Genomic DNA, 22,660 nt, shown 5'->3' on the forward strand with positions numbered 1-22,660 from the left:
TATGAGCCTTTCACTATCGGACCCCACTTTACTGCAAACTCAGGCCTACATTGGCGGCGTCTGGGTGGATGCCGACGACGGCGCCACCTTCCCCGTCAGCAATCCCGCCAACGGCGAATTACTGGTGCGGGTGGCGAAGATGGGCGCGACGGAAACCCGGCGCGCCATAGAAGCCGCCAGCCTCGCCATGGAGGGGTGGAAAGCACAGCCTGCCAAACACCGCGCGGGCGTGCTGCGTAAATGGTTCGACCTGATGCTGGAGAACCAAGAGGACCTGGCCACCATCATGACCGCGGAACAGGGCAAAATACTCGCGGAATCGCGTGGCGAAGTCGCCTACGGCGCCTCGTTTATCGAATGGTTTGGCGAGGAAGCCAAGCGCATCGAGGGCGATGTGATACCGGGCCCGAGCGCGGACCGTCGCATCGTCTGCATCAAGCAACCCGTAGGTGTTGTCGCCGCCATCACGCCATGGAATTTCCCCAACGCCATGATTGCCCGCAAGGCTGCGCCGGCCTTGGCAGCAGGCTGCAGCATCGTCATCAAGCCCGCCAGCGAAACGCCGCTCTCGGCGTTCGCCATGGCGGTACTGGCGGAGCGCGCAGGCGTGCCGGCCGGTGTGCTGAACATTGTTGCGGGCAGCTCCTCCGCCATTGGCGGCGAGTTGACCAGTAACCCCATCGTGCGCAAGCTCACCTTCACCGGCTCCACCCCCGTGGGCAAGATGCTGGAGGCCCAGTGCGCAGAAACCATGAAAAAAACCTCCATGGAGCTTGGCGGCAACGCGCCGTTCATTGTTTTCGACGACGCCGACATTGATGCCGCGGTCGAGGGGGCCATTGCCTCCAAATACCGCAATTCAGGTCAGACCTGCGTCTGCTCCAATCGCATGTTGGTACAACACAGTGTCTACGACGAGTTCGTGCGCAAGCTGGTGGCCGCGACCGCTGAATTAGCCGTAGGCGATGGCTTCGCCGAGAACGTCAAAATCGGCCCGCTGGTCAATGCCGCGGCCGTCGACGACGTCGATGCACTGGTGCAGGCCTCGGTCGAAGCCGGCGCGCAAGTCGCCCTCGGTGGCGGCAAGCACGCGCTGGGAGGCTGTTTTTACCAGCCCACCATCCTCACAGACGTCACCCGCGACATGCCGGTGTTTCGCAATGAGATCTTTGGCCCGGTTGCACCTGTCGTGCGTTTCCACACCGAGGCAGAGGCAATAGCGATGGCCAACGACACGGAGTTTGGCCTCGCGTCTTATTTCTACACGCGCGATATCGGCCGTGTGTGGCGGGTTGCTGAGGCACTGGAATACGGCATCGTGGGCATCAACGAAGGGTTGATCTCCAACGAAATGGCCCCCTTCGGCGGCGTCAAGGAGTCCGGCTCCGGGCGCGAGGGCTCCAAGTACGGCATGGATGACTATGTGGAGATCAAGTACATGCTGATGGGTGGTCTGGATCGATAGGCTGCTGCGCGATGCACCCCATTGATACCCGGCAACTCCGCCACGTCATGATGCTGGCAAAACACCGTAGTTTTCGCAAAGCGGCAGACGCCCTGTTCATCACCCAGCCCGCGCTCACCAAAAGCATCAAGAACCTGGAGCAGCAGCTGGAAGTCTCGCTCTTTGACCGGAAGTCGCAAAGCGTGGACCCAACCCCGCACTGCGAAGTGCTGATGGAGCACGCGCAACGTATCATGCGCGAACTGGATGACATTCACCACAGCCTGGATGCCCTGTCGGACAACCTGCGCGGCGAACTCCGCGTCGGCAGCGGGCCGATAGTCGCACGCGGGCCAATCGGTGACGCCGTGGCACGTCTGGTGTCAGAGCACCCCGGGCTCAGCATTCGGGTCGCGATCGACAGCTGGGCGGGGCTGGTGCAGCAACTCCACGCCGGGACACTGCACCTGATGGTTGCGGACATCGGCGAATTTGAGGGACAAGATGATCTGGAGATCGTGCCCCTGACACCTATCCGCTCAATTGCAGCCTGCCGTCCGGGGCACCCCTTACTCCACGCCGGCTCTGTGCGCGCAGAAGACCTCACCAGCTATCCTCTCGCCCTGCCCTCGCTACCGCGGCGCTGGGTAGAGTGGCTGCGCAACAACGCACCGGGCGGGGCAGACCCGGATCTATTTATCGCCCGGGCCTGCCGGATCTACTGCGAGGATTTCAGCCTGCTGAGCAAAGTCGTGCTGCATTCCGACTTCATCACCTGTGCCCCGGAGCGGATACTGCGTGACAGCGTCGTGGGCGCCAAGCTTGTGGAAATCGAATTCCCGGGCTTCACCGACATCATGGTGCGCCCGGGCATCGTCTATCTGCGCAAAGCCACCCTGCCGCCGGCGGGCAGGGCGCTGATTGACCAACTGCTTCACGGGGAAGCGGCAACCACAGCGCGAACCTGAATCAGCCCTCGCCTGCTGCGTCCACCCTCACGCTGAGCAGGTAGGCGAGCAGATCCTCGGCGTTCGTCGGGTCCAGGCGCTCTGCAAAGCCGGGCATACCGCCCTGGTGTCGCAGGCCGCCGAGCACAATGGCAGCAAACTGCGCCACGGTTTCATCGGACATGTGCCGCAGGTCGGGGATATTGCTGCCGGATACTGCGCGGTCACCGTGGCACATATGGCAGTTGCGCATGAACAGCACTCGCCCACGCTCGATAGCGTCGGGTTCTGACGCGGCGTCCACTGCAAGTGCCCCGTGCGCCGCAGCGGATGTTGATGATGCCGCTGTAACCTCACTGTTCTCACTGCTGCCGACAACCGCAGGCAGGGCCGCGGTGCCGCCTTGGCGGAACACCAGTATCCGGCTATTGGTGACGGAGCCCGCACTGCGGCTGGCCAGCTCGCCACCGGTCAGCGCGAATGCACCACCCCAGCCCGCAGCCACCGCAATCAGCTGTTCACCACCCGCCTGGTAGCTGATAGGCGCGGCGACGATGCCGGTTTGCGCGGGAAAGCGCCACAAGCGCTCCCCATTGCTTGCGCGATAGGCGACCAGTTCGCCATCAGCATTGCCCTGAAACAGCAAATTGCCCGCCGTAGAGAGCAAACCCCCGTTCCAGACGTTGTCATGCTGAATACGCCAGACTTCACGCCCTGCAACGGGGTCCCAGGCACTGACATGGCCCTTGGTCAGCTTGCCGAACTCGGCGCGCACCGCCTCATCGTCTGGCATGCCAGCGAGTTCGAGAGCCACGCCTGTATTCCAGCCCCCAGGGCTGTAGCTGAACTGCTCGTCAGGCGCGTAGTTCATGCCAATTTCCTGCGCCGGGATATAGACCAGACCTGTGTCGGGGCTATAGCTCATCGGGTGCCAGTTGTGTCCGCCGAGAGGATGCGGCCAGATTAATGCCGCCTCACCCTGCTCGTAACGCGCCGCCGGATTTTCCACCGGCCGTCCGGTTTCCAGGTCAACGCGCTCCGCCCAGGTCACCTGCGTGTAGGGCTCCGCCGACAGCAACTCGCCTGTCAATCGGTCCAACACATAGAAGAAACCGTTTTTCGGGGCCTGCATAATCACTTTGCGCGGTTCACCCTGCCAATCGATTTCAGCAAGGATCATGTGCTGCGTAGCGGTGTAATCCCAGCTTTCACCGGGTGTGGTCTGGTAGTGCCAGACGTATTCCCCGGTTTCAGGGCGCAGCGCGACCATCGAGGACAGAAAGAGATTATCGCCGCCGCCGGGGCTGCGAATACTGCGATTCCAGGGCGAGCCATTGCCGGTCCCGACGTACAGCAGATCGGCCTCCGGGTCATAAGCCATGGAGTCCCACACGGTGCCACCGCCACCGATTTTCCACCACTCACCGCCCTTCCAGGTGTCCAGCGTCATCTCGAGTGCCGGGTGCTCCAATGGCAGGGAGGGGTCTCCCGGCACCGTATAAAAACGCCATTGCAGCTCGCCAGTACGGTAATCATAGGCTGATACAAAGCCGCGCACACCCAGCTCTGCCCCACCGTTGCCGATGATCACCCGGTCCTTCACGACACGCGGTGCGCCGGTTATCGAGTAGGGGCGATCCAGCGGCGTGGTGCGCGTCTCCCAGAGCAGTTCCCCGTTGCGCGCATCGATGCCCAGCAGGCGGCCGTCCAGGGTGCCGGACAGCACAACCCCTTTCCAGACCGCTACACCGCGGTTAACCACGTCGCAGCACAGGTTCCCTGCCCATTCCCGTGGCACTTGCGGATCGTATTGCCAGAGCAGGTCGCCGCTGGCGGCGTCCAGCGCAAACACCTTGCTCCAGGCACCGGTGACGTACATGACGCCATCAACCACGATGGGCGTGGCTTCGATACCACGATCGTCGGGCAGATCGAAAAACCAGGCGAGGCCAAGGCCGTCAACGTTGGATTCGTCCAGTTCCTCGAGCGGGCTGAAACGCTGTTCACTGTAGGTGCGCCCATGGCTCAGCCAATTCCCCGGTTGTTGATCGGCCTTTTCTATGCGCTGGCCATCAACTGCAGCCATCGCCGGGGCCACTGACGCCTCCGCAGGCTCGGTAGCCTGTTGACCACACCCAACCGCTGCAACGCACAGAACCCCCACTACAGCGGCCCTGAAACAGGCCAACTTGCTACCGGATACTGCCATACCGCCCTCGCTTATTATCAGAAATTATAGGTTGCCTGCACGGCTACCGTTCGTGGACGCTCCACGAAGGCAAAGTAGCTTGTCACTGGCCCGGTGAGCGGCACATCATTGGCGAACGTGATGATTTCTTCATCCGTCAGGTTTTTGCCGACAAGCGCGACTTCCCACGTACCATCCGCGCGGCCCAATGCCAAACGTGCATTCAGCTTGACGTAGCTGTCCTGCAGCGCGTTGGGATCGAGATCAGGCGCGGCATAGTACTCGTCCGAGTATATGACATCCAGCGTTGACCTCAACTCCAGATTACCGAACACAGGCTGTACAAAGTCCACACCCAGGGTGCCACTGAATTCGGGCGTGAACTGGTTGGTGTTGCCGGACCAGTCACAGAACGGTACCCCATCGACTACCTGGTTCGCTTGCTGCCCCTTATAGCAAGCGCCATCTTCGTAATCTTCGAATTCGAAGTCCGTATAGGCAAACGCACCGGTCAGCCGCAGCTTCTCGGTAAGCTGCCAACGGCCATCCATCTCCAGGCCCTGAGTAGTCGCAGAGGCCGCATTCTGCACGTCAAAGCCCAGAACACCGTCGAACACGCTGACCTGAAGGTCGTCGTACTCCGTGCGAAACAGGGCAATGTTCAATTCGGCTGCGCCATCCAGCAGTCCGAGCTTGGCACCCAACTCCATGGACAGTGCCTCCTCTTCCTCGAATTCAAGCGCGGGACGTCCATCGGGCAACGTGGCCCGATTGCTGCGCGCGTCAAATCCACCCGCCTTGTAGCCCGTCGACAAACTTGCGTAGAGCATGGTATCGGTCGCAACGTCCCATTGCACATTCAACATGGGGGTCACCACTTCTTCGCTACGATCACCGCTCAGGTCATGTGGAGTGACCCCGAGCGGCGGCAGCGGCATGCCCAGTTCGGCAAATTCCGGCAGGCCCAGCGGGTTGAATACGCTGCCATCCAGATTGCGCTCTATCAGCTTGCGACCGCCGTCCTTGTCTTCAACGGTATAGCGCAACCCCAGCGTTGCGCGGAAGTTATTGGAGACATTCCAGGTGGACTGGCCAAACACCGCCCAGAGGTCACTGTCCGAGAAAAAATTCCGATCCAACTCCACCGCTACGGTCGGCAGGGTGATCCGGGCAGGTTCGGCATAGTCTGTCTCAGATGTCTGGTAGAACACGCCGAGTATGTGCTCGAATGTCTGCCCCAGTGGCGATACCAGGCGCACTTCCTGGCTCAGCTGCTCGAAGTCCTCAGCCGCCGGGGACTGCACCGTGCTGCCCACACCAAAATCGGTGTCGACCTCTTCCGTGTAATCGTAAGCAGACCACCCGGTAATCGAAACCAGTTCAAACTCACCCAGCTGATAGTTCAGGGTCAGGGTCGCGTTGTCGTAATTGTTATCGCTGAATTCCGGGTCCAACGCGGCCTTGCGTGTGAAGTCATTGATAACCGGCGTCGCGCCACCCGGCGCAGGGCTGCCGATGATGATGGAATTGCGCCCCACAGAATTGAACTCACCCGTCTCGAGTTTCAAGTCAACCTGCAGGTTCTCGGAGGCATCCCAGCGCAGCGCACCGCGCACCACCGTTTCCTCCGTTTCCATTTCATCAAGGTCTTTGGCCACATTGTCGATGAAACCATCGATTTCCCGGTACCGAACCGCCAAGCGTCCGGCGAGGGTGTCGGTAATGGGTCCGGAAAGTACCAGGCTGGTCTCAAGCTCACCATGGTCAGGCTCAAGCAGCGCCGAGACGCTGCCTTCAAATTCATCGGTCGGTTTTGCGGTGACCAGGTTCAACGCACCCGCAATCGAATTCTTACCGAACAGGATACTCTGCGGGCCCCGTAGCACTTCAACCCGTTCCAGGTCGAAGAATGGCGCGCGTAACTGCCGCGGGCGTCCGAAATAAATTCCATCGACGTAGGTTCCCACCGACTGCTCGAAGCCCTGGTTAACCTGCGAGCCTACCCCGCGGATATAGATATTGGAGCCTATCGCCGCCTCGCTCATGGTGAGGTTTGGTACGTATACCTGCAAATCCGCTATGCGGGTAATTCCCGCTTCCTTGAGTTTCTCACCGGAGACCGCGTTTATGGATATCGGCACATCCTGCAGGCTCTGGCTGCGCTTCTGTGCGGTCACCACGACCTCTTCCAGCATTTGTGCCGATGCGGCGTTGGCCACACAGGCACAGGTAACCGCCAGCGGTAGTATTTTCAGGGTTTTGTCGATTCGGGCAAACATGCGCATCTCCGTTATTGTATGGTTTGGCGGAGACCATACCGGGCCACCCTGCCGCGCGGAAATGACTAATTGTTATCGGACACATAACCCGCAACCGCCACCTGCCAGAGTCCGCATACCCCGTGCCGATGGCAGCCCGGGGCCATGGCAGATACCTCGCCTACAGCGGTTATGGCCGATCGTCGAAGGCAGCCTCAAGCACCTGATCGACAGTAAAAGAGGCGGGACGCTGACGCGGGGGGAATGCTTCCAACGTGGCGAGAAAGCGTGACAAATGCATTCTCGAAAGTGAAATGAAGGGCCCGGCAATGCGTCCCCACCACTCGTTGTAAGCGTTGGAATCGGTGTCGGCCCGCTCAAAAGGGTCACGACGCAGGTTGAACAGCTTGGGAATGCGCAGGGGTACAAACGGATCGCGCCAGACGTCGAAGCGGGCGGCTCGCTGCTCGGCGAACACCACTTTCCAGTCGCCAATACGCATGCCGGTCAGCTGTCCATCGTCACTCCAGTAGATAAAGCTCTCCCGCGGACCCGCTGACGCCTCACCCGTCAGATAGGGCAAAAAGTTGAAGCCATCAAGGTGCACACGGTAGTCCTGACCATTCACTCGCATGCCGCCCTGCAATCCTTCAACCACATCGGGGGCCCCCGCTGCGGCCGCCAAAGTGGGTAGCCAGTCCATGTGGGACATGATCTCGTTGGACACTTTTCCGGAGGGAATACGGCCCGGCCAACGCACCATGGCGGGCACGCGGTAACCGCCTTCCCAGTTGGTATTCTTCTCGCCGCGGAAAGGCGTAATCGCCCCGTCTGGCCACGTATTGTAGTGGGGTCCATTATCCGTGGAGTACACGACGATGGTATCGTCGCTGACGCCGAGTTCATCCAACTGATCAAGCAAGCGACCAATCAGGGCATCGTGTGCCACCATCGCATCATTGTAGAAGCCTTGCCCGGAGAGGCCCCGCTCGGCATCGGTAATGTGGGTGTAAAAGTGCATACGCGTTGTATTGAACCAGACAAAAAACGGCTTCTCCTGCCGTGTGGAACGCCCGATGAAATCCGTTGCAGCCGCGAGAAATTCTTCATCCACGGTTTCCATGCGCTTGCGCGTCAGCGGGCCGCTATCTTCTATGCGACCATCCGCATGGCTGTGAATGACTCCACGCGGTGTAAACCGCTCGCGGAATTCGGGGTCCGTCGGGTAATCGGGGTGCTCGGGTTCTTCCTCCGCGTTCAGGTGATACAGGTTCCCCATAAACTCATCGAAGCCGTGGTTTGTCGGCAGAAACGCATCTTTGTCACCCAGGTGATTCTTGCCAAACTGGCCGGTTGCATAGCCACGATCCTTGAGCAGTGCAGCAAGCGTGACATCCTCTGGCTGCAATCCGATATCGGCACCAGGCATGCCGACTTTCGTGAGGCCTGTTCGGATAGGGCTCTGGCCGGTAATAAAAGCCGAACGCCCAGCGGTACAGCTCTGTTCGCCGTAGTAATCGGTAAAACGAATTCCGTCGCGCGCAATGCGATCAATATTCGGCGTTGTATAGCCCATCAAACCGTCACTGTAGGCGCTCAAATTGGTGATGCCGATATCGTCGCCCCAGATCACCAGTATGTTCGGCGGCTTGGCAACTACCAGTGTCGGAAGCATACAGATCAAAAACGCGAGCAACGGCCCCGCTCTACGTTGGGTTCTTATTGTTCTCATGCTGCACATCCTTTTCGTCTCTCGGTTTCAAGCCAGATTATAGAGACAGAAATAAAGACGCACAGACACTTGGAGTCATGCAGCCAATAGCCTTGGGTTATCGAGTGTTCACCCGCCGCGCGACCTGATTGACGGGGCCCGTTCGGCCCCGGGCTCAATCCTGCGCAAGGAGCTTCTCATCACTGGCGTACCGCAGCGTATCGTCCAGCGCCTTGGCCAGCTTGGCCACCAGTTCATCCACCTGCTGCCGAGTAATGACCAGTGGCGGGCACAGGGCGATACTGTTGCCCCCCATGGCACGCACAATCAGCCCGTGCTCCTGGGCACGCAGGGCGCAGTGGCCGCCTACGGCATTGCCGTGGAAAGCTTGCCGTGTAGACTTGTTGGCTACCAGCTCCAGCGCGGCAATCATGCCCACGCCGCGCACCTCACCCACCAGCGGGTGGTCGACGAAGCCCTGCAGCTGCTGCTGGAAATAGGAACCTGTCTCCGCGGCACGGGCGAACAGCTGGTCGCGCTCGTATATTTCCAGCACTTTGGAGGCAACGGCACAGGCAACCGGGTGGCCGCCGTAGGTGTAGCCGTGGCCGAATATACCGACAGCCGCACTGGGCTCCACCAGGGACTCATAGATGTCACCCGTGACAATGGCGGCGCTGACCGGTAAATAGGCTGATGACAGCGCCTTCGCCAAGGACATCAGCTGCGGCTGAATACCGTAGGTAGTGGCGCCAAAGTCGGCGCCCGTGCGGCCGAACCCGCATATCACCTCGTCGTCCCAGAACAGGATGTCGTACTTGCGCAGCACCGCCTGCACTTTCTCGAAATAACCGGGTGGAGGCACAATCACGCCACCCGCGCCATTCACCGGCTCCGCGATAAAGGCTGCGATGGTTTCCGGCCCTTCGGCCTGAATCAGGGTTTCCAGCTCCTGCGCACGGCGTGTGGCGAACTGTTCCTCGGTTTCGCCGGGCAATCCATCGCGGTAGAAATGTGGCGCACCTGTGCGCAGCACACCCAGCGCATCAAATGGCAGGCTGAAATGCGTGTGATTCGGCACCAGACCGGTAAGGGAAGCCGCTGCGACCGTTACCCCGTGATAGGCCCGTTCGCGGGCAATGATCTTGAATTTTTCCGGCCGGCCGATGGCATTGAAGTGATAGCGCAGCAGTTTGACCAGGGTATCGTTGGCATCCGAGCCCGAATTGCCGAGGAATACGCGCGCGTTGTTCACCGGCACCATGGACGCCAGCGTGTCTGCGAGCTGCATGGCCGCCGGGTGTGTCTTGCCACCGAACAGGTGTGAGTAGGACAAGGTGCGCATCTGCTGCGCTGCCGCCTCGACCACTTCTTCGTTGCCGTAGCCCAGTGAAGTGCACCAGAGGCCGCTCATACCCTCCAGATACTGCTGACCGCGGTTGTCGTAGACGTATACGCCTTCGCCACGCTCAATCACCAGTTGCTCGGTGGCTTTGAGGTTGGTGGTGGGGTAGATCATCTGGGTCATGGCGCTTACCTGAAGTTGCTACAGTGCCTTCACTTTACGCTCACCGCAGCGGGTACAGCAATACACCGTCACCAGCCGGCCCTGTTTGACATCAAACTGCTTCGCTTTGTCCACCGACCATTTGTGGTGACCGTGACGGCACAATGTGTTGCCCTTGTGCTTTTCCTTCAATGACGGTTTGCGGAAGGTGAGAATATCAGCCACGGCCTGCCCCTAGAGCAGCGCGCGGGCGAGCGCCGCCTGCCACGAGGCATGCCGCCGTCGGCGGGCTGAGGCAGACAGGCCCACCGTGAATTCCTGCTGCACCGACCAGATCTTGCGCAGGTCCGCAGGCCCTGCCCACAGGCCGACCCCCAGCCCTGCCAGATAGCAGGCGCCCGCCACGGTGGTTTCGATCATCCGCGGCCGAATCAGCTTGCGCCCCAACACGTCCGCCTGAATCTGCATCAGCAGGTTGTTGGCGGCCGCACCACCATCCACCCGCAGGGGCCGCATGCGTTTGCCCAGGTCACGTTCCATGGCCAGCAGGATGTCGGCGTTCTGCAGGGCCATGGCATCCAGGGTGGCGCGCGCGATGTGGCCGCGACCGCTACCGCGGGTGAGGCCCGTGAGGAGACCGCGTGCATCCGGCGCCCAATGGGGTGCACCCAACCCGGTCAGTGCGGGCACGAACTCCACACCGCCGCTGTCTGCAACGGATGCCGCCAGCGCTTCCACCTCGGCAGAGCGCCGAATGAGACCAAGGCCGTCACGCAGCCACTGCACCGCGGCGCCGCACACAAACGCACCGCCTTCCAAGGCATACACCGGATCAGCGTTGCCCAGCTGCCAGGCGGCCGTCGTCAGCAGGCCGGAGCGCGACTGCAGCAGTTCAGAGCCGGTATTCATCAGAATGAAAGAGCCGGTGCCAAAGGTGCACTTGGCATCGCCGGCACTGAAACAGGCCTGACCGAACAGCGCCGCCTGTTGATCACCCGCCACGCCCGCTATGGGAATACCGTCTGGCAGTCCGGGAACCCCCCGGGTATGGGCCAGCACGCCACTGGAGGGCTGGATGTCCGGCAGGATGCCTTCGGGCACTTCAAACAGCCCCATCAGCTCCTTGTCCCAGCTCAGACGCTGCAGGTTCATCAGCGACGTGCGCGAGGCATTGGAGACATCGGTGGCGTGCACCGCACCGCCGCTGAGCTGCCAGATCAAATAACTGTCGATGTTGCCTGCCGCTACGCGCCCTGCGCGCAGCTTGCGGGCGATACCGGAGGTATTGCGCAGCAGCCAGCGGAACTTGCTGGCCGAGAAGTACGGGTCGAGCACCAGGCCCGACTTGCGTTTTACCTGTGCCTCGTGCCCGCCGGCCTTCAGCGTTTCACAGAAATCGGTGGTGCGCCGGCACTGCCAGACGATGGCGCGGTTAAGCGCCTCGCCGTTGTCACGGTCCCACAACAGCGAGGTTTCGCGCTGGTTGGTAATGCCGATGCCGACGATATCCGCCGGCTTGCACACCTTTTTGCGCAGCACACTGCGAATACCGCGCTGCACCGAGGACCAGATGTCCGCCGCATCGTGTTCCACCCAACCCGGTTGCGGATAGTGCTGGGGGAACTCGATATTGACGCTGGCCCGCAGTTGCCCCGCCGCATCCATCAACGCAACGGTGGTGCCGGTCGTCCCCTGATCAATGGCGAGAACGAACGCGGCCATCTCAGCTGCCGAAGCCCTCAACCGCCTTGATTTCGAGGAAATCAGTGAAGCCGTGAGCGCCCCACTCGCGGCCATTGCCGGACTGCTTGTAACCGCCGAAGGGCACGTTATAGCCACCGCTGGCACCGTTGATGTGCACGTTACCGGCACGGATGCGCGACGCAACGCGCCGGGCGTGACCGATATCGTCGCTCTGCACATAGCCCGCCAGACCGTAGGGTGTGTCATTGGCGATGGCGATGGCTTCGTCTTCGGAGTCGTAGGGGATCATCACCAGCACGGGACCAAAGATCTCCTCGCGCGCGATGGTCATGTCGTTGTTGGCTTCTGAAAACACCGTGGGGCGCACGAAATAGCCCTTGTCGATACCCTCGGGTCGCCCGGGGCCGCCGCAGACCAGCTTGGCGCCTTCGGCGATGCCCTTCTCGATCAGGCCCTGGATCTTGTTGAACTGCAGCTCGGAAACCACGGGGCCCATGGTGGTGGCCTCATTGGCGGGGTCGCCCACAACCACGCTGGCGCTGACTTCAGCCGCAATGGCCTCGGCTTCGGCCAGGCGTGCGCGCGGCACCAGCATACGCGAAGGGGCGTTGCAGGATTGTCCGGTGTTGGTGTACATGTGCAGCACCCCGCGCGTGACCGCGGTTTTCATATCCACGTCGTCCAGCAGGATGTTCGGCGACTTGCCACCCAGCTCCTGGGTTACACGTTTCACCGTGGGCGCGGCATTCTGCGCCACCTGCGAGCCGGCACGGGTGGAACCGGTGAAGGACATCATGTCGACACCCGGGTGACGTGAGAGCGCTGCACCGACCGTGGGGCCATCGCCATTCACCAGGTTGAACACGCCCGCAGGCACACCCGCCTCGTGCATGATCTTTGCGAACAAGTAGCCGGAAAGCGGCGCCACCTCTGAAGGCTTGAGGATCATGGTGCAGCCCACGGCCAGTGCCGGCGCCACTTTGCAACCAATCTGATTGACCGGCCAGTTCCAGGGCGTAATCAGACCGCAGACACCAATCGGCTCCTTGAACAGACGGTGCTCGCCAAGGTCTTCCTCGAACTCGAATTCACGCAGCACGCGCAGAGCTTCCTGCAGGTGGCCGAGCCCGGCATGGGCCTGTGCGGAGACCGCCAGCGATTTGGGTGCACCCATCTCTTCGCGGATCGCATCGGCCATGTCGTTGTAGTACTTCTCATAGGTTGCCACGCAGGACTCGAGCACGGCGATGCGTTCCTCCCGGGTGCTGTAGCCCCAGGTGTCAAACGCCTTGCGGGCTGCAGCAACGGCGCGATCCACGTCCGCTTCACTGCCCAGGGATATGTGCGCACAGACGGACTCATCGGCCGGGTTGATCACGTCGTGGACCTTCGGCGTTACCGGGTCGACCCACTCACCGTTGATGTAAAACTGCAGATATTCGCGCATGGTACTCTCCCTTGCTGATTATGGTTGCGCCGTAGTGTAGCACCCGATGAGTGGTCGGCCACTACCCCATGGGGTTATCATTGCGCCAACCCCGAATTGGAGTACCAACAATGCAAAGTGATGAACTGACCCTGTTTCGCGACATGGCGCGTCGCGCCTTTGAACAGGAAATTTCACCCCATTATGAGCAATGGGAAGCGGAGCACATGGTCCCGCGCGAACTCTGGCGCACCCTGGGCGCTGCCGGCCTGCTCTGTGCCGACATGGATGAGGCCTACGGGGGCGCGGGCACCACCCCCCACGTGACCCTGATGCTGATTGAAGAGCTTTCGCGTATGGGCTTTGGCGGCTTTGCCTCTGGTTTCGGTATTCACTCGAATATCGTGGCGCCCTATCTGGCACGACACGGCACGGAAGAACAGAAGCAACAGTGGCTGCCGAAAATGGTCAGCGGCGATGCCGTGGGCGCGCTGGCGATGACCGAGCCGGGCGCCGGCTCCGATGTACAGGGCATCCGCACCAATGCAGTGCGTGACGGCGACGAGTGGATTCTCAACGGCTCCAAGATCTTCATCACCAACGGTATGCACGCCGACCTGGTGATTGTCGCGGCGATCACCGACCCCGGCAAAGGCGCCAAGGGGACCTCGCTGTTCCTGGTGGACACCGCCCTGCCCGGCTTTGAGCGCGGCAAGAAAATAGAAAAAATCGGCCAGCACGCATCGGACACCGCCCTGCTCTTCTTCCAGGATATGCGCCTGCCGGCCAGCGCGCTGCTGGGGCAGGAAAACAAGGGTTTCGCCATCATGATGGAGGAGCTGCCACGAGAGCGCCTGGGGATCGCCGCGCAGGCCGTCGCCGCCGCCGAAGGGGCACTGGCGCTGACCGTGGACTATGTGCTGGAGCGCAAGGCCTTTGGCCAGGCCATCGGCAGTTTCCAGAATACCCGCTTCAAACTGGCGGATGTGCGCACCCAGATCGCCCTCAACCGCGCCCTGTATGAACAGTGCGCAGACGAATACAGCCGCGGTGAACTCACCGCCGACAAGGCCGCAATGCTGAAACTGGCGTCCTGTGAAATGCAGTGCGACACCATCGACGAATGTCTGCAGCTGTTCGGCGGTTACGGCTACACCGTGGAGTACCCCATCTCGCGCTTCTACACTGATGCGCGCATCCAGCGCATTTACGGTGGCTCCTCGGAGATCATGCGCGAGCTGGTCGCCCGCTCCGTCCTCGGCCGCGCCTGAGTGTCAGCCAGTGCAGAAGCCGGCATCCGGGACGCGGACGTCATCATCGTCGGTGCCGGGTTATCCGGCATTGGCGCTGCCGTGCACCTGCAAACCCTCTGCCCCGGCAAGCGCGTTATTCTGCTGGAGAGCCGGCCGCGCATAGGCGGCACCTGGGACCTGTTTCGCTACCCCGGCATCCGCTCCGACAGCGACATGCATACGCTGGGCTACGACTTCAAACCCTGGGTTCATGAGCGCGCGATTGCCGATGGGGCATCAATCCTCGAATACATCAACAGCGCGGCGGACGAGTACGGCGTACGTGAGCGCATACAGTTCCAGCACACCGTGTTGCGCGCCCGTTTCAGCAGTGAAACGACGCGCTGGACGCTGGACGTGGCCGTGACCGACAACAACGGCGCGGTGCGCGAAGAGCACTTCAGCTGTGAGTTCCTGCTGTTGTGCTCCGGCTACTTTGACTACGCCCAGGGCCACGCGCCCGAGCTCCCCGGGCAGAGCCGCTTCCGCGGCCAACAGGTGCACCCCCAGCACTGGCCGCAAGACCTCGACTACCGCAACAAGCGCGTGGTGATCATCGGCTCCGGCGCCACCGCCATGACGCTGGTACCGGCGCTGGCACAGGACGCCGGCCATGTCACCATGCTGCAGCGCTCCCCGACCTATGTGGTGTCACGCCCCAACCGCGACAGGCTGGCCAACCTCCTGCGCCGCTGCCTGCCCGATCGCTGGGCCTACGCCATCACCCGGTGGAAAAATACACGCCTGCAACAATGGGTGTACAACAAGAGCCGCACCCGGCCGGAACAGGTGAAGGCGCACCTGCTGGGTATGCTGCGCAAAGCGCTGGGGCCGGAATTCGATATCGAAAAGCATTTCACCCCGGCCTACAACCCCTGGGATCAGCGCCTGTGCCTGGTGCCGGATGGCGACCTCTACGCGGCCCTGCGCAGCGGCAAGGCAGACGTGGTGACAGATCACATCGACAGCTTCACGGAAACCGGCATCAGCCTGAAGTCCGGCGAGGAATTGCAGGCAGACATCATCGTTACCGCCACCGGCCTGGAACTGGTGGTGATGGGCGGCATTGCATTCGAGGTCGATGGCGAGGCGGTGGACTTTGGCGCCACCTGGAGCTGGCGCGGCATGCTATTTTCCGGTGTGCCCAACATGGCCAATACCTTCGGCTACATCAATGCTTCCTGGACGCTGCGCGCCGACCTCACCGCCCGCTTCGTCTGCCGTCTGCTGAACGACATGGCGCGCCGCAGCGCCAGCCAGGTTACACCCGTGCTCAGGGCCATCGACCAGGGCATGCCGGCGCGCCCCTGGATCGATGACTTCAATGCGGGCTACATCCAGCGGGTGCTGCACCTGTTGCCCAGGCAAGGTGACCACGACCCCTGGCAGAATTCGCAGGACTACCATCGCGACCGCAAGACACTGCCCGTGGCACCACTCGACGATGGCAGCCTGGTGTTCAGTAACCCGCCGCACAGGGCGCTGCGCAAGGCGAGCTAAGCTCGCGTGCTCAGCCGGAGCTAATCACGCCCTCTGCGGCGAGCTGCGCCAACTCCTCGTCTCCCAGGCCCAACAACCCCTGCAACACATCGCGGTTGTGGCTGCCGAGATCCCCCCCGGGCCATTCGGTGCGCCCGGGCGTGGAATCCAGCCGCGGCATGATCGCCGGAATCTTCAAGGGCTTGCCGTCAATCTCTACCTGCTCGAACAGCCCGCGCGCCTGATACTGCGGATCGGCAAGCATATCCGCGACCGAGTAGATCGGGCCCACCGGCACGCGGGCCTCCTCCAGCACATTGATCACATGCGTCGACGAGTGCTGGCCACACCACAACCCCAGCGCCTTGTCGATTTCCGCCTCGTGGCGCACGCGGCCGCTGTTGTCGGCAAGCTCGGGGTCAGCCGCCATGTCGGAGCGCCCGGCCACCGTCATCAAACGCTTGAAAATGGAGTCGCCGTTGCCACCGATAACGACATACTTGCCATCGTCACAATGGTAGGTATTGGTCGGCACAATGCCCGTGACCGTGGTACCCGAGGGTTCGCGCACCACACCGGCACCATCGTACTCGGGCACCATCCCCTCCAGCAGGTTGAAAATCGATTCGTACAGGGCAACATCAATTACCTGCCCCTCGCCACCCGGCTTTGCCCGCTGCAACAACGCCAGCGTGATCCCCAGCGCGGCGTGCAGTCCCGCCACTGTATCGCCCAAGCTGATATTGGGCCGCACCGGCGCCTTGCCGGGCTCGCCATTGATATAGCGAAAGCCGCCGAAGCCCTCGGTGACCGAGGCATACCCGGGCTTGCTGGCGTAGGGGCCGGTCTGCCCGTAGCCGGAAATCCGCGTATATACCAGGCGTGGGTTGCGGGCCTTGACGACCTCGGGGCCCAGGCCCCACTCCTCCATCGCACCGGGGCGAAAGTTTTCCACCAGCACATCGGCGCTATCGAGCAGTTGCAGTACCAGCTCCCGGCCACGTTCGCTCTTCAAGTCCAGCGTGACGCTTTTCTTGTTACGACCGAGGCTGCGATACCAGAGTGAGGTGCCATCCTGGACCACGCGCCACCCGCGAATGGGGTCACCACCCGGTGGCTCCACCTTGATCACCTCGGCGCCAAAATAGGCGAGGACTGTGCAGGCAAAGGGCCCCGCCAGCAGCTGCCCCAGTTCTATTACACGCAGTCCTTCCAGCGGCCTGGATGCTGTTGTCACAGTCTATCTCCCCACAAAAAATACGAATTATACCCCCGTCGCCGGCATGGGTCAGACCGGCGCGGCCGCAAGCCCTAACACCACCAACAGGGCAAAACCGGCAGTGACGGAAACCATCGACAACAGGGTGGTTAGCACAATCATGTTCGACGCCAGCGTGCCGTTGCCCCGCGCCGCAACCACCATCACAAAACTCGCCGCGGCTACTGGCGAGCTCAGCAACAGGAAGAGCACACCCAATTGTATCGGCGGCACATTGAGCAGTACGGCCAACACGACGCCAATCGCCGGGCCCACCAGCAACCGCCAGCCCGCCGCTTCCCAGGTCACTGAGCCCGCGCTGCGCAGCAATGCCAGGCGCATGGCGGCACCGATGCTCACCAGCACCAGCGGCAGAAAGCCCTGCGACAACACCTGGCTGACAATCGGCGTAAAGCCCGGCAGCGGTATACCGGATGCGGCATACAACATGCCCGCGCCAATCCCCAGCAGCAACGGGTTACGCACCAGTCCGTAGAGCAGGCCGAGCAGGGAACGGCTACCGCCGTGCGTCACCTGCAACACCCACACCGCCAATACATTGTAGAGCGCCGTCATTACCGCCACCGGCAATGCCGCCAGACTCAAGCCCTGCTCACCGTAGGCCGCATGGCACAGAGCAAAGCCGAGAATCGCCAGGTTGGAACGGAAACCCGCCTGCACGAACACGCCCAGGGTTGGACGCGCAAAGCCTCGCCAGCGGGCATACACCCAACTCAGGCCGAGCGTGAGCAGCGTGGCCAGCACCCCCGCAAGCAGGTAGGTGGCGCCACCCATCGCTGCGAAATCCACCCCTGCCGCGCTGATAAACAGGAGCAGCGGCAGTGCAACGTTAAAGGCGAACCTGGAGATGGCCTGTACATGGTGGGGTTGCAGCCAACCCAGCAAGCGCAGCACCAGGCCCAGCATCACCCAGCCAAAGGTAGGCAGGCTCACCGCCGCGGCGGTGAGGGTGAGTTGCCACAGGTTCAGGTCGGGCACAGCAGGCAACACTCCGTGCGGGCTACGCCAGCTCGCGCAGAGTATCGCCCAGCGCTTCCAACAGGCTGTCGATTTGCGCCTCTTCGATCACAAAGGGCAAACCCAGTTGCAGCGTGTCGGCACCGTAGCGCACGTAAAAGCCCTTCTCCCACATGCGCATGGCAACCTCAAAGGGCCGCCGCGCAGGCTCTCCGGGGTAATGCGCAAGCTGCAGCGCGCCGGCAAAACCGTAGTTGCGGATATCGACCACATGGGGCGCCCCCTGCAGCTGGTGCAATGCCGCCTCAAAATGCGGCGCCATGCGCGCCACCCGCTGGGGCAGCTGCTCCCGCTCGAGAATGTTCAGGGCAGCGAGCCCGGCGGCACAGGCGACCGGGTGCCCCGAGTAGGTGTAGCCGTGGGGGAACTCCAGCATATAGTCCGGCCCGCCCTGGGCCATGAAGGTGTCGTAGATTTCACCCTGCGCAATAACGGCCCCCATGGGTATGGCACCATTGGTGAGTTGCTTGGCCACGTTCATGATGTCGGGCACCACACCGAAGGCATCGGCACCGGTCATGGCACCACAGCGGCCGAAGCCGGTAATCACCTCATCAAAAATCAGCAGGATGTCATGCGCGCTGCACAGCTCTCGCAGCCGCTGCAGGTAGCCCACGGGTGGCGGAATCACCCCGGCAGAGCCGGCCATGGGCTCCACGATCACGGCGGCAATGTTGCTCGCATCGTGCAGGGCAATCAGTTCCAGCAACTCATCGGCCAATTCCGCGCCCTGCGCCGGCATGCCGCGGCTGAAGCGGGTGGCCGGCGATAGCGTGTGCGCCAGGTGGTCCGCTTCCACGGCGGCACCGAAGAGCTTGCGGTTGGGCCCGATGCCGCCCACGGAAATGCCGCCGAAGTTGACGCCGTGGTAGCCCTTGGCCCGGCCGATCAGGCGCGTTTTGGCAGGCTGGCCCTTCAAGCGCCAGTAGGCGCGGGCCATCTTCAACGCGGTGTCCGCGGCTTCCGAGCCCGAGTTGGTGAAGAACACGTAATCCAGCCCGTCCGGCGTGAGCGCCTTAATCCGGTTGGCGAGCTCAAAGGCTGCGGGGTGCCCGTACTGAAACGCGGGGGCATAGTCCAGCGTCAGCAACTGGCGCTGCACCGCTTCGGCGATTTCCGGGCGATTGTGCCCTGCCCCACTGCACCAGAGCCCCGAGAGGCCATCAAGTACGCGGCGGCCGTTGTCGTCGATGAAGTGCACACCTTCGGCCGCCACAATCATGCGCGGGTCACGCTTGAACTGACGGTTGCCCGTGTAGGGCATCCAGTGTGCTTCCAACTGCTCGCGGGTGAATTTGTGTTGGGTGGGTGCGCCGGTCATGGAGGTTTCCTCGCGTCTGCTGACGCTATTCTAGGCGCTGTTGAAGCCTGTCTGCATCTTTATCTACCGCCGGGCCGCCGCGTGAAAGCCGAAGCTGCATGAACCGGCTGTGTGGATCCTCTGCGTATTCTGCGAAAGGACCGGTATACGTGAAACCATGACTCTCGTACAACGTTCTAGCCGGCTCAAAACCCGGCTGGCTGCCGGTTTCAAGGCTGAGTAGCCGATAGCCTCTCTGTTGCGCAACCGCAATGATGTGCTGCAAGAGCAAGCGTCCCACCCCATGTCGACGTCTGTTCGAGGGGGTTCTCATCGACTTGATCTCCCCGTGCCAGGGATCGAGTTCCTTCAGCGCGCCGAAGCCCATCAAAACCCCGTTGTCCCACGCCGTCCAGAACGTGATGTCCTGTCGCTTCAACTGCTCAAGGTCTAACGCATGCACACTCTCTGGAGGGGACAGTTCGTGCATATTGCACAGGTGCTCATACAACAGTTCCAAAATGTCAGAACCGGTAAGGTCGTCCTCCTTGATCTGCATGCCTGTCCCTGAAGACCTCTAGTCAAGATTCTTTTCGAAGCAGATGAAGGGGCAGCTCCTGCGCGGAAACATGACTTCACCCGCCTCGCGGTAGCCGCGCGAACGATATAGCGAAAGCGCAGCCGGGTTTCCGGCATAGGCATCCAGGCGAATCGCATTGACATGCATCGTGGCGGCGTGTTGCTCTGCAAATTCCATGTAGCGCGATGCATAGCCCATGCGCCAATACTCGGGATGCACAAACAAATGGTGCACCACCAACGCAGAAGCGCCGTACCGCCAATCGCACAGCTGGTACTCCAGCGGCTGCACAGTATCCAGCCCCGCGCCCACAACGACGGTTCCGTCACGCACGAACAAGAACAGCGACCGGTTTTCAACCGCAGTGGCGATGACGCCTCCGCTGGGGTACTCGTCATCCCATTGGGCTATATCCAGACGGTACATCATCGCGGTGCAGGCCCGTATTGCCCGCAGGGTCGGCTCAACGTGAGCATGCGACGCCTCGACCACAGCCAGAGGGCCTGTGTACGGCACCACATTATGCACCTATGGTTTCTCGCGACACGTTCTGCCGTGCGCCTGCGAGCGAATGGAAAACAGCTGTTGTATCACCCGTTTAGAAACCCTGCTCTTGATATTGGCTCAACGCCTGCATGGCCTCGATTCCATAGACAAGCGAGGGTCCGCCACCCATGAGGATCGCCACCGAGACCGTCTCAGCAATTTCATCCGCGCTTGCGCCGGCCTGCAGCGCATCGTGTACATGATACGAAATGCAGCCGTCACAGCGCACGGTGATTGCTATGCCCAACGCGATCAACTCTTTCGTCTTGCGCTCCAGGGCTCCGCTGGCAACGCTTGCCTCATGAAGCGCGCCAAAGCCCTCCATGACCTTGGGTGACACTTGTCCCAATTTCGCCATCCATTCGTTCAGCTCCTGAAAATGCTGCGGAAAGTCTTTCATGAGCGCCTCCGTTACTCCGGTTGAAACACCCAGCACTTATAGTACGCGACAGGTGGAGATACAACTCCGGCCTGACTCGCCCTGCGGTGCGCCGGCTTCTCGCAGTGCCTGTCACTCACACTGTGACGAATGTGAGAAAGCGCCGGGCCGTTCGTTGGATTGCAGCTCCCGCTTGCGCCCACGGAATCCGTCGAATAACCGCCGGTGCGCCGGGTAGGAAAATTCGTCTACGCGATGCTCGTATTCCCTGATCCAGGCGATAAGCATGTCCAGATTGCCATCCTGCGCCTCGGGCGAACTGTATTTGTGCGGCTCCCAGGGTCGTTGCCGCGCATTCTCGATACAGGTTTCCGTGCCGGGGTTAAGAAACACCACCTCCGTAGCATGGGGTGTCGCCAATGCCAGCAGATCGGCGTAGCAACCTTCAACAATCCAGGATTGTGATGCGCTGATGAAATTCTGGATATTCGCGGCGCTCGCTTCCAGCAGGCGCCTTGTGGGCGTTTCTACTTCAGGTTCCCACGCGACCGTGTCGAGGTCCAGTACGGGGCAGTCCAGGATCGCTGATTGCTGCCGCGCGAAGGTTGATTTGCCCGAGCCAGAGTTACCAAAGACGACTATGCGCTGCATATCCCGCGCCTCATCCTACTGAAGGCGGAAGCTCGTCATACTTTGGCAAATCATCCTGCCAATGGTGCCACGGCGCCTTGGACCCCACATACACATGAAAATCGGGCTCCTTTGCCGTGGCGTCGTCAAGCAGCCCCAAACGGATGTTCGTGGTCTCCCAATCGACTTTCTCGTTCAACAGACAGGAGCCACAACGGCTGCAAAAGGCGACGTGAGAACCGGGGTATTTGGTGTAGTAGCTCATCAACTCCCTACCCTGCACGACGGTCAGTTGCTCCTTCTTCAACCCGCCGAATACCGAGTTGGCCGAACCGGAGAATTTCTGGCATTCACTGCAATGGCAGTAGCCTGCGTACACGAAATCCCCCTCTATCTCGAACTTGACACCACCACACAAACAGCTTGCCCTCATGGCCGGATCCCTCGTTTGACGGGTTCGCAGGATGACCCAGATACCGCAACTACTTCAAGCCGCGCGACACCCCAAACCACAAAGCGCCGTAGGACACAGCAAAACACGGCTTGCCTGATTGTGGCTCAGCCCGGTAGCCCATCGAACTCGGGCACGCCGCCGAGTTCTCCATCCCAGGGAGCTTTCCCGGCGGTAAAGATTCGCGCTGTTGGCGACAGGGTGATCTCTGTGTCCAGACATCCCGCGGGCACGACGAGTAAACCTGCAGGCTGAGGGCATGGCATTGCGGACCCACACACGCTGCAAAAGCTTCTGTGATGGCGAGTGCCCGCAAGCGTAAAGGAGGTGACTGACTCTGCACCCGCCAGCCAGGTCAACTTCGCGGATTGCGAAAACAGGTTTGCCGCGTGGCCAGATCCCGTGTCCTTTCTACAGTACGCACAGTGACACAGGTAAAAGCTGTCGAAGTCGCCTTGCACCGCAAACTTCACAGTGCCACACAAGCAAGAACCCAGATGATCAGTCATGGAGCTACCTGTT

The 22,660-nt window shown here is 61.4% G+C and carries 20 protein-coding genes; 4 read left to right on the top strand and 16 right to left on the bottom strand.

Features of this window, described 5'->3' with window-relative positions; translation table 11 throughout:
• Position 1 precedes the first annotated feature (1 nt).
• Together EGJ68_RS12215 and EGJ68_RS12220 are read left to right on the top strand one after the other, a co-directional pair.
• On the top strand, positions 2-1,465 hold the full coding sequence (locus EGJ68_RS12215; protein WP_123034778.1) for an NAD-dependent succinate-semialdehyde dehydrogenase: 1,464 nt from the start codon (positions 2-4) through the stop codon (positions 1,463-1,465).
• Between the two features lie 11 nt (positions 1,466-1,476).
• On the top strand, positions 1,477-2,412 hold the full coding sequence (locus EGJ68_RS12220; RefSeq protein WP_123034779.1) for a LysR family transcriptional regulator: 936 nt from the start codon (positions 1,477-1,479) through the stop codon (positions 2,410-2,412).
• A 1-nt stretch (position 2,413) separates the two neighbouring features.
• Here EGJ68_RS12220 and EGJ68_RS12225 read toward each other — a convergent pair whose 3' ends face one another.
• From EGJ68_RS12225 to EGJ68_RS12255, 7 genes are all read right to left on the bottom strand, one after another.
• Positions 2,414-4,489 carry a PQQ-dependent dehydrogenase, methanol/ethanol family gene (locus tag EGJ68_RS12225; RefSeq protein WP_233248784.1) on the bottom strand — a complete coding sequence of 692 codons (2,076 nt, stop codon included), beginning with the start codon at positions 4,487-4,489 and terminating at the stop codon, positions 2,414-2,416.
• Between the two features lie 128 nt (positions 4,490-4,617).
• The gene (locus EGJ68_RS12230) at positions 4,618-6,858 is read right to left on the bottom strand and encodes a TonB-dependent receptor (RefSeq protein WP_233248785.1); all 2,241 of its coding nucleotides are present in this window, start codon (positions 6,856-6,858) and stop codon (positions 4,618-4,620) included.
• A 169-nt stretch (positions 6,859-7,027) separates the two neighbouring features.
• The gene (locus EGJ68_RS12235) at positions 7,028-8,569 is read right to left on the bottom strand and encodes an arylsulfatase (RefSeq protein WP_123034781.1); all 1,542 of its coding nucleotides are present in this window, start codon (positions 8,567-8,569) and stop codon (positions 7,028-7,030) included.
• Positions 8,570-8,723: 154 nt separating this feature from the next.
• Positions 8,724-10,076: an aminotransferase gene (locus EGJ68_RS12240; protein ID WP_123034782.1), complete on the bottom strand. Its 1,353-nt coding sequence runs from the start codon at positions 10,074-10,076 to the stop codon at positions 8,724-8,726.
• 18 nt (positions 10,077-10,094) lie between these two features.
• On the bottom strand, positions 10,095-10,280 hold the full coding sequence (locus EGJ68_RS12245) for a hypothetical protein (RefSeq protein WP_123034783.1): 186 nt from the start codon (positions 10,278-10,280) through the stop codon (positions 10,095-10,097).
• Between the two features lie 9 nt (positions 10,281-10,289).
• On the bottom strand, positions 10,290-11,777 hold the full coding sequence (gene glpK / locus EGJ68_RS12250; protein ID WP_123034784.1) for a glycerol kinase GlpK: 1,488 nt from the start codon (positions 11,775-11,777) through the stop codon (positions 10,290-10,292).
• 1 nt (position 11,778) lies between these two features.
• Positions 11,779-13,206: an aldehyde dehydrogenase family protein gene (locus EGJ68_RS12255; RefSeq protein WP_123034785.1), complete on the bottom strand. Its 1,428-nt coding sequence runs from the start codon at positions 13,204-13,206 to the stop codon at positions 11,779-11,781.
• Between the two features lie 110 nt (positions 13,207-13,316).
• Here EGJ68_RS12255 and EGJ68_RS12260 point away from each other — a divergent pair, with 110 nt between their 5' ends.
• Together EGJ68_RS12260 and EGJ68_RS12265 are read left to right on the top strand one after the other, a co-directional pair.
• Entirely contained in the window at positions 13,317-14,456 is a 1,140-nt protein-coding gene (locus tag EGJ68_RS12260) for an acyl-CoA dehydrogenase family protein (RefSeq protein WP_123034786.1), read from the top strand.
• Positions 14,457-15,977, top strand: a complete 1,521-nt coding sequence (locus EGJ68_RS12265; protein WP_199228019.1) for a flavin-containing monooxygenase — start codon at positions 14,457-14,459, stop codon at positions 15,975-15,977.
• Between the two features lie 10 nt (positions 15,978-15,987).
• On the opposite strand, the gene EGJ68_RS12270 is transcribed toward EGJ68_RS12265, so the two are convergent.
• The 9 genes from EGJ68_RS12270 to EGJ68_RS12310 all read right to left on the bottom strand — a co-directional run bounded on the left by EGJ68_RS12270 (position 15,988) and on the right by EGJ68_RS12310 (position 22,647).
• Entirely contained in the window at positions 15,988-17,193 is a 1,206-nt protein-coding gene (locus EGJ68_RS12270; RefSeq protein ID WP_123034787.1) for a CaiB/BaiF CoA transferase family protein, read from the bottom strand.
• A 51-nt stretch (positions 17,194-17,244) separates the two neighbouring features.
• Positions 17,245-18,213: an AEC family transporter gene (locus EGJ68_RS12275; RefSeq protein ID WP_233248786.1), complete on the bottom strand. Its 969-nt coding sequence runs from the start codon at positions 18,211-18,213 to the stop codon at positions 17,245-17,247.
• A 22-nt stretch (positions 18,214-18,235) separates the two neighbouring features.
• Positions 18,236-19,573, bottom strand: coding sequence for an aspartate aminotransferase family protein (locus EGJ68_RS12280; RefSeq protein WP_123034788.1), 1,338 nt, complete (start codon positions 19,571-19,573; stop codon positions 18,236-18,238).
• 25 nt (positions 19,574-19,598) lie between these two features.
• Entirely contained in the window at positions 19,599-20,111 is a 513-nt protein-coding gene (locus EGJ68_RS12285) for a GNAT family N-acetyltransferase (RefSeq protein ID WP_123034789.1), read from the bottom strand.
• 18 nt (positions 20,112-20,129) lie between these two features.
• Positions 20,130-20,648, bottom strand: a complete 519-nt coding sequence (locus EGJ68_RS12290; protein WP_158283635.1) for a GNAT family N-acetyltransferase — start codon at positions 20,646-20,648, stop codon at positions 20,130-20,132.
• Positions 20,649-20,730: 82 nt separating this feature from the next.
• Complete coding sequence (locus tag EGJ68_RS12295) at positions 20,731-21,078, bottom strand: carboxymuconolactone decarboxylase family protein (protein ID WP_199228020.1); 348 nt, start codon at positions 21,076-21,078, stop codon at positions 20,731-20,733.
• Between the two features lie 111 nt (positions 21,079-21,189).
• Complete coding sequence (locus EGJ68_RS12300) at positions 21,190-21,708, bottom strand: P-loop NTPase family protein (protein ID WP_123034791.1); 519 nt, start codon at positions 21,706-21,708, stop codon at positions 21,190-21,192.
• 10 nt (positions 21,709-21,718) lie between these two features.
• Entirely contained in the window at positions 21,719-22,120 is a 402-nt protein-coding gene (locus tag EGJ68_RS12305; protein WP_123034792.1) for a GFA family protein, read from the bottom strand.
• Positions 22,121-22,245: 125 nt separating this feature from the next.
• Positions 22,246-22,647: a GFA family protein gene (locus EGJ68_RS12310; protein WP_123034793.1), complete on the bottom strand. Its 402-nt coding sequence runs from the start codon at positions 22,645-22,647 to the stop codon at positions 22,246-22,248.
• Between the last annotated feature and the right edge of the window lie 13 nt (positions 22,648-22,660).

The organism is Haliea alexandrii (assembly GCF_003719295.1).
GTDB lineage: Bacteria > Pseudomonadota > Gammaproteobacteria > Pseudomonadales > Halieaceae > Haliea > Haliea alexandrii.

Coding starts and splice junctions, on each gene's coding strand:
- EGJ68_RS12215 (WP_123034778.1), top strand. CDS start 2: ATGAGCCTTTCACTATCGGACCCCACTTTACTGCAAACTCAGGCCTAC.
- EGJ68_RS12220 (WP_123034779.1), top strand. CDS start 1,477: ATGCACCCCATTGATACCCGGCAACTCCGCCACGTCATGATGCTGGCA.
- EGJ68_RS12230 (WP_233248785.1), bottom strand. CDS start 6,858: ATGTTTGCCCGAATCGACAAAACCCTGAAAATACTACCGCTGGCGGTT.
- EGJ68_RS12235 (WP_123034781.1), bottom strand. CDS start 8,569: ATGAGAACAATAAGAACCCAACGTAGAGCGGGGCCGTTGCTCGCGTTT.
- EGJ68_RS12240 (WP_123034782.1), bottom strand. CDS start 10,076: ATGACCCAGATGATCTACCCCACCACCAACCTCAAAGCCACCGAGCAA.
- glpK (WP_123034784.1), bottom strand. CDS start 11,777: ATGGCCGCGTTCGTTCTCGCCATTGATCAGGGGACGACCGGCACCACC.
- EGJ68_RS12255 (WP_123034785.1), bottom strand. CDS start 13,206: ATGCGCGAATATCTGCAGTTTTACATCAACGGTGAGTGGGTCGACCCG.
- EGJ68_RS12260 (WP_123034786.1), top strand. CDS start 13,317: ATGCAAAGTGATGAACTGACCCTGTTTCGCGACATGGCGCGTCGCGCC.
- EGJ68_RS12280 (WP_123034788.1), bottom strand. CDS start 19,573: ATGACCGGCGCACCCACCCAACACAAATTCACCCGCGAGCAGTTGGAA.
- EGJ68_RS12285 (WP_123034789.1), bottom strand. CDS start 20,111: ATGCAGATCAAGGAGGACGACCTTACCGGTTCTGACATTTTGGAACTG.
- EGJ68_RS12295 (WP_199228020.1), bottom strand. CDS start 21,078: ATGAAAGACTTTCCGCAGCATTTTCAGGAGCTGAACGAATGGATGGCG.
- EGJ68_RS12300 (WP_123034791.1), bottom strand. CDS start 21,708: ATGCAGCGCATAGTCGTCTTTGGTAACTCTGGCTCGGGCAAATCAACC.
- EGJ68_RS12305 (WP_123034792.1), bottom strand. CDS start 22,120: ATGAGGGCAAGCTGTTTGTGTGGTGGTGTCAAGTTCGAGATAGAGGGG.
- EGJ68_RS12310 (WP_123034793.1), bottom strand. CDS start 22,647: ATGACTGATCATCTGGGTTCTTGCTTGTGTGGCACTGTGAAGTTTGCG.